This is a genomic window from Candidatus Binatia bacterium (genome assembly GCA_036382395.1).
Lineage (GTDB): Bacteria > Desulfobacterota > Binatia > HRBIN30 > HRBIN30 > JAGDMS01.
In genome coordinates, this window is the sequence record DASVHW010000246.1 from 1 (window position 1) to 5,919 (window position 5,919).

At 64.1% G+C, this 5,919-nt stretch carries 7 protein-coding genes; 5 read left to right on the plus strand and 2 right to left on the minus strand.

Annotation, left to right across the window (positions count from 1 at the left end; translation table 11 throughout):
- The first annotated feature begins 327 nt into the window (after window positions 1-327).
- Together VF515_11510 and VF515_11515 are read left to right on the plus strand one after the other, a co-directional pair.
- The gene (locus tag VF515_11510; GenBank protein ID HEX7408260.1) at window positions 328-588 is read left to right on the plus strand and encodes a hypothetical protein; all 261 of its coding nucleotides are present in this window, start codon (window positions 328-330) and stop codon (window positions 586-588) included.
- Complete coding sequence (locus tag VF515_11515; GenBank protein HEX7408261.1) at window positions 575-919, plus strand: type II toxin-antitoxin system PemK/MazF family toxin; 345 nt, start codon at window positions 575-577, stop codon at window positions 917-919. Before VF515_11510 ends, VF515_11515 begins: the two co-directional genes overlap by 14 nt.
- Before the next feature lie 294 nt (window positions 920-1,213).
- Here the strand turns inward: VF515_11515 and VF515_11520 are convergent, their stop codons facing one another.
- A complete protein-coding gene (locus tag VF515_11520) occupies window positions 1,214-2,398 on the minus strand; it encodes a CoA transferase (protein HEX7408262.1) in 1,185 nt (394 codons plus the stop codon).
- Between the two features lie 300 nt (window positions 2,399-2,698).
- Here VF515_11520 and VF515_11525 point away from each other — a divergent pair, with 300 nt between their 5' ends.
- The 3 genes from VF515_11525 to VF515_11535 are packed head-to-tail and all read left to right on the plus strand — an operon-like array spanning window position 2,699 to window position 5,608.
- Complete coding sequence (locus tag VF515_11525) at window positions 2,699-4,303, plus strand: GMC family oxidoreductase (protein ID HEX7408263.1); 1,605 nt, start codon at window positions 2,699-2,701, stop codon at window positions 4,301-4,303.
- A 37-nt stretch (window positions 4,304-4,340) separates the two neighbouring features.
- Window positions 4,341-4,799, plus strand: a complete 459-nt coding sequence (locus tag VF515_11530) for a gluconate 2-dehydrogenase subunit 3 family protein (GenBank protein HEX7408264.1) — start codon at window positions 4,341-4,343, stop codon at window positions 4,797-4,799.
- A gap of 11 nt (window positions 4,800-4,810) precedes the next feature.
- Window positions 4,811-5,608 (plus strand): enoyl-CoA hydratase-related protein, encoded by a 798-nt coding sequence (locus VF515_11535; GenBank protein HEX7408265.1) that lies wholly within the window; start codon window positions 4,811-4,813, stop codon window positions 5,606-5,608.
- An 8-nt stretch (window positions 5,609-5,616) separates the two neighbouring features.
- Here the strand turns inward: VF515_11535 and VF515_11540 are convergent.
- Window positions 5,617-5,919: (Fe-S)-binding protein (locus VF515_11540; GenBank protein HEX7408266.1), on the minus strand; the 303-nt coding region annotated here is incomplete at its 5' end.

Genomic DNA, 5,919 nt, shown 5'->3' on the forward strand with positions numbered 1-5,919 from the left:
GAACTGATGTTGTAAGCGGTGACTGGCGGCACCGAAAGGGTCGCACCGCGTGACCTCGTGTTGCACTGTGCTCGCGATCGTCGTGAGGGGTGGCGCTGGCTGTCCCGCGCCTGCAACCGCTACGGTGCGTGTGTTGCCGTAACCAGACGGCGGATAGCGTAAGCGTAACTTGACGATCATCGACAATGGCGCTGGCGGGAGCGGTGCAGCGCACGCGGAGCCTCAACAGATGCCCGCTCCTGGCGCTTCCTTGGATCACAGGATGAGTTGACTATAGTAGTCGCCAAATCTAGTATACTAACCGTGGGTACCACGAAACGAAAAACAGTGATCAACGCGGAGGCGTCGCAGATCGAGCGGGTTCAACCACTGATAGAGGCCGGGCGGTACCGGACGCTCTCCGAGTTCGTGCGGGAGGCCATGGACGAAAAGTTGCAACGGATCGAGCGGGAGCGGCTCGCGGAGGCCGTGGAGCGCTACTGCACGGCTGGACACGCGGTTGAAGATCTCGACCTGATCGACGCCCAGGCCTTCGATCGCAAGCAACCGTCACGCAAACCCCGAGGATCCGGCCGTGCAAAGAGGTGAGATCTGGTGGGGAAGCCCTGCCCTACCGGGAGGATCGCGCAAGCGAAGACCGTTCCTGATCGTTTCCCATGAGGCGTTCAATTGCAACGAACACTATCCGAAAGTGATGGTCGTGCATCTCACGACGGTGCGTCGCGCCGAAGGAGCGTATCCCTGGGAAGTCGATCTGCCGCGCGGTAGCGGTGGGCTGGAGGTGAGCAGTGTGGCGAAGTGCGGAGAGATCTACACTCTGCTGAAAGCTCACCTTACCGAGCTTTCTGGGACGCTTCGCAGCGAACACATGGAGCAGGTCGATCGCGTGCTGGCGGTTGCGTTGAGCCTCCCTCGCTGACGGCAGGCGCACACTTTACGCCGGCGCTGGTCGAAACGCTCGCCGACGTGCGCACGCGCGGCTGGCTGGGAACGCCGGGCAGTTGATCCCGGCTAGAACCAATGCCAGTAACTTGAGGGCCTCCGAGGTGGCGGGCACCCTTCGGCCGCTGAGAACATGCGGCCTCCTCAGGGTGAGCGGTATCTTGTGATGCGACAATGATTCTCCGCTCATCCTGAGGAGGCGCCGTCCTTCAGGCGCCGTCTCGAAGGATGCGATCTTGGCACGATGCCGCTTACGTTACTGGCATTGGGGCTAGGCGACGACGCCGGCCCCACGCAGCGCAGCGATCTCGCCGGCCAGACCGATCTCCGCCAGGATCTCGTCGGTATGCTGCCCCAGAGTCGGGGCCGGCGCACCGGGCGCCGCCGGTGTGCCGTGAAAGCGTGCCGGCGGCCGCGTCTCGCGTAGCTTGCCCGCCACCGGGTGCTCTCGTTCGAAGAAAATGCCATTGACCTGTACCTGGGGGTCATCGGGAAGTTCCTCGAGCGTACGCACAATCCCGTAGGGAACATCCTCGGCATCGAGACGCTTGCCGGCCTCGTCGCGTGAGAGGCGGGCCGCGGCCTCCTCGATCCTGGTCACGAAGAGTTCGCGCACCTCCTCGGGATGGCTCATACGCGCCGACAGTGTCGAGAAGCGAGGGTCTTCGGCGACCTCGGGAATCCCGAACGCCGCACAAAGACCCTGGAACTCCCGGTCCTGCAGCGGCGCGAGTGTTCCGTACCCGTCGGTGAAGCGTGTGAGGAAGTAGCGGCTCGGGACCGTCGGCTGCCGGTTCACGCCGTCGCCGAGCATCATCAGATCGGATGCCGCGTCGGGCCAAACGAAGGCGATGGCCGTGTCCAGCATGCTCAGCTCGATGTGCTGGCCCCCACGACCGCGCTCGCGGGCGAACAGCGCCGCGCCGATCGCCGCCGCCGCCGAATGGGCCGTGAGCTTGTCGCAGATGAGCTGACGAATCAGCTTCGGTTCGCCGGCATCCTGCACGGCGGCCATACCCGAGTACACCTGAATGACGTTGTCGTAGACGCGCTTCTGCGCGTAGGGGCCTGAGGGCCCGAAGCCGCTGATGGAGAGGTAGACCACCCCGGGGTTGACCTGCACGATGGTGTCGTAGCCCAAGCCCATGCGCTCGACCGCACCGGGCCGGAAATTCTGCACGAACACGTCACAGCCGCGCGCCAGCTCGAGCAGAACCTCCCTGCCGCGCTGCTTGGAGAGGTCGATGGCGATCGAGCGCTTACCCCGGTTGCAGATGTGGAAGATGCCCGACATGCCGTTGCGATTGCTGCACACCCAACGTAGCACGTCGCCGATTCCAGGAGGCTCGACCTTGATCACCTCCGCCCCCTGATCGGCGAGCAACGTCGTGGCCAGCGGACCCGACGCGACCGCAGACAGGTCCAGGATCTTCACACCTTCGAACGGTCCGCCCATGATTCGCTTCTCCTCGTGTCCCGCGTCGGACGTTTGAACATCTGACCACCTCACCCCGGCCCTTCTGGAAAAAGAGGGAGCGCCGATTGTGCCTTACCAGCGCCCATCCCATCAAGCAGAAACTGCCGATCCACCCGCTCTCAGCGCTGAAGGGACGATGAACGACGCCACTCGAACTCACCCCGCCTTGACGTCGTTCTCCGCCGCGCCGTACACTGTCGCCATGGCCACACCCCACCAAGAAAGCATCGGCGCGAAGGAGTCTTCCTACACCGCGAGCTTCGAACCCAACAGTGTGTGATGTCGGAAGAGCCTGTCGACGTTTTGATCATCGGTGCCGGGGCGGCGGGTGCCGCCTTCGCTTGGAGCCTGGCGGAGACGCGCATGAACATCCTCTGTCTCGAGCAAGGCGACTGGATGGATCCAGCCAAGTATCCGGGCGTGAGGACTGATTGGGAGGTTCGCCAACTCGGCGACTTCAACTTCAGCCCCAACGCACGCGGGCGGCGCGAGGACTATCCCGTCAATGACAGCGCCTCACCCATCCAGACCTCGATGTTCAACGCCGTCGGCGGCAGCACCATCATGTACGCCGCCCACTTTCCGCGCTTTCACCCGTCGGACTTCAGGGTCAAGACACTGGACGGTGTCGCCGACGATTGGCCCGTCGACTACCAGCGCCTCAAGCCGTTCTACGACATCAATGCTCGCATGATGGGAGTGTCGGGACTGGCCGGCGACCCGGCGTATCCTCCCAAGGAAGTGCCGTTGCCACCGGTTGCGCTCGGCAAGTTGGGCGAGACCATCGCCAAGGGGTTCAATCGGCTCGGCTGGCACTGGTGGCCGTCGGATAGCGCCATCACGACTCAGGAATACGAAGGCCGCGCCCCCTGTATCAATGCCGGCACGTGCGTCTTGGGATGTGCGCAGGGCGCGAAGGCCAGCACGGACATCACCTACTGGCCTGCGGCGCTACGGCAGGGCGTGACGCTGAAGACGCGCTGCCGCGTGCGCGAGATCACCGTCGCCGAGAACGGCATGGCGGACGGGGTCATCTACTACGATGCGGATGGTGTGGAACGCAGACAGAAGGCCCATGTCGTGGTGCTGGCGTGCAATGGCATCGGCACGCCCCGACTCCTGCTGAACTCTCGCTCGACGCTCTTCCCCGATGGGTTGGCGAATCGCAACGGCTTGGTGGGCAAGAATCTGATGTTCCATCCCTATGCCATGGTGACGGGTCTCTTCGACGAGCCGCTCGAAGGATACAAAGGGCCCACCGGATGCTGCATCATGAGTCAGGAGTTCTACGAGACCGATCTCTCTCGCGGCTTCGTGCGCGGCTATTCGTTCGAGATCCTGAGAGGATGCGGGCCGGTTTCCACCGCCCTGCGGGGGATGCAGTGGGGACGCCTTCCATGGGGAGCGGACCACCACCGCGCCTACGCCGATCTCTTCGACCGGACCGCGGGCATGGTCGTGATCTGCGAGGACCTTCCGGAGAGCAGCAACTGCGTGACCCTCGATCCGTCTCTCGTGGACTCCGACGGCATCCCTGCACCGAAGGTGACCTATCGCCTGAGTGAGAACAGCAGCAAGATGCTCGAGCACTGCGTGGCCAGGGGGAAAGAGGTGTTGGAGGCGGCCGGCGCAAAGGAGACCATCGCGGAGGCTCCCCTGCCGTTCGCCGGCTGGCACCTGATGGGAACGGCTCGCATGGGTACGGATCCGAAGCGCTCGGTGGTCAACGAGTGGGGTCGCTGCCACGACGTCCGCAACCTCTTCATCATCGATGGCAGCATCTTCGTGACGGCAGCAGGCGTGAACCCCACCAACACCATCCAAGCCCTCGCCCTCTACATTGCAGGCACGGTCAAGAAGAACCTCGCCAACCTATTTGATTGAGACTGCGCAGAGACGAAGCCAATAAGGGACACCTGGCATGAGCGACGAGACCAACAATCGCGGTTTCTCCGCAGACGAAGAGCGCGTGCTGGCAAGCGTGCTCGACGAGATCATTCCGCCGAGTACCGACGGAAAGCTGCCTGGCGCAGGGCGGCTCGGCCTGATCAGCTACATCAACGCGGCCTTGCAGAACACGCCCGAACTCAGATCCATGATCGTGCAAGGGTTGTCGGACCTCGACAGCCTGGCACGCAGCCGGAATGCGCCGGGCTTCGCGGTGCTCTCCAGAGAGGACAAGCTGCAGTTGCTGAACGAGCAAGCCTTCGTCCTGCCTCTGACCTTCCATACCTACGCCGGCTACTACCAGCATGCGCGCGTCGTCGAAGCCTTGGGGCTCGAGGCCCGCCCCCCTCATCCCAAGGGTTACCACATGGAACCGAACGACCTCTCACTCTTGGATGGCGTACGGCGGCGCCCCAAGCTGTACCGAGAATAAGGAGTCTGCTCATGCCGCGTGCGACGTTGATCGAAAACCTGTCCGCAGGCGTTCTGCTGATTACGCTCAACCGGCCGGAGCGCAAGAACGCTTTCAATCACCAGATGTGGTGCGACTTCCGCGATGCGCTGGCCGAGGCCCAGGAAAGCGATGCCGTGCGAGTAGTGGTGGTCACCGGTGCGGGTAACGCGTTCTCTGCCGGACAGGACTTGAGCGAGATGATGGGCGGCAGTCCCGTCGAGTCCGGCGCTGAGCACGGCTTCAGCTCGTTCATGGACCGCCTGTGCGTCTTCGACAAGCCCCTGATCGCCGCGGTGAACGGCGTCGGCGTGGGCATCGGCTTCACCCTGCTGCTGCACTGTGAATACGCTTACATTGCGCGCGGCACGCGCCTCCGTGCCCCGTTCATCACCCTCGGCGTGGTTCCCGAAGCGGCGAGTAGTTACCTCCTGCCGGCGCTGATCGGTTACCGCCAGGCGATCGACCTGCTCTTCGAATCGGATTTCATCTCGGCCGCGCGCGCCGTCGAGCTCGGGATCGCCACGCATCTCTGCGAACCCGATGATCTGCTCCGCACCGCCCTCGACCGCGCGCGCCGCCTGACAGCAAAGCCGCTCGGCTCACTGCGCTGGACGAAACGCCTCCTCCTCGCTGCGCGCCAGGATCAGGTGGCCGCCGCACGCCGACGCGAGGATGCGGCGTTCATGCGCCGTGTCGGCTCTCCCGAGAATATCGAGGCGGTGTCGGCCTTCTTCGCAAAACGCAGCCCCGACTTTTCCAACGTTCCCCCGAACGACCGCGAGGAGTAAGCCGCCCTTCAGGGGCTGCGCCGCCGGTACGCCTGGTCGAGCAACTCGATGGGGTGCACGACCGGAATGTCGAGCCCGGCGCGGCGCAGGCCGGCTCGGATCTGCAACACGCACCCCGGATTGGCGGCCGCGACACAGGTGGCGCCTGTGGCGCGGATGTTGGCGACCTTGCGCTCCTCCAGGCGCTGCGCCATCTCGGGCTCGGTGAGATTGTAGCTGCCGGCGCTGCCACAGCAGGTGTCGGAGTCGGACAACTCCACCAGCTCAAGCCCCGGTATCTGTTTCAGCAACTTCCGCGGTGCCTCACGCAC

Excerpts from the sequence above, each read along its gene's own strand:
- VF515_11520 (HEX7408262.1), bottom strand. The coding sequence starts at position 2,398 with ATGGGCGGACCGTTCGAAGGTGTGAAGATCCTGGACCTGTCTGCGGTC.
- VF515_11530 (HEX7408264.1), top strand. The coding sequence starts at position 4,341 with ATGAGCGACGAGACCAACAATCGCGGTTTCTCCGCAGACGAAGAGCGC.
- VF515_11535 (HEX7408265.1), top strand. The coding sequence starts at position 4,811 with ATGCCGCGTGCGACGTTGATCGAAAACCTGTCCGCAGGCGTTCTGCTG.
- VF515_11525 (HEX7408263.1), top strand. The coding sequence starts at position 2,699 with ATGTCGGAAGAGCCTGTCGACGTTTTGATCATCGGTGCCGGGGCGGCG.